The following is a 372-nucleotide window of genomic DNA, read 5'->3' on the forward strand; positions in this document are numbered from 1 at the left end:
TACGAGCGCGACCACGCCGGTCGCCTCGTCCGAAAAATCCTGCCCGATGCCAGCGTTGTCGACTATGCCTACGACCGCCAGGGCAACCTCCTCAGCGTCGAGGACGGCCACTGGGCGTTGGCCTACGAATACGACCGCCAAAACCGCCTCACCGCCGAACACCAGGGCTGGGGCACCCTGCGCTACGGCTACGACGCTTGCGGCCAGCTGAAAAACCTGTGCCTGCCGGACAATAACCGCGTCACCTTCACCCACGATAAAGGCGGCCACCTCGCTACCGTCGAACTCAACGGTGAAGTGCTCACCTCACATCTGTTCAAGAGCGGCCGCGAGCATCAGCGCCAGCAAGGCCAACTGCTCAGCCACTACCAC

Annotated in this window: 1 protein-coding gene; it reads left to right on the plus strand. The window is 63.2% G+C overall.

The features are described 5' to 3' along the window. Nucleotides 1-372 (plus strand): RHS repeat domain-containing protein (locus ACTJLA_RS26830; protein WP_440842498.1); only part of this gene is annotated, 372 nt, incomplete at both ends.

This window comes from Pseudomonas sp. 22072 (assembly GCF_052046095.1).
Classification (GTDB): domain Bacteria; phylum Pseudomonadota; class Gammaproteobacteria; order Pseudomonadales; family Pseudomonadaceae; genus Aquipseudomonas; species Aquipseudomonas paracarnis.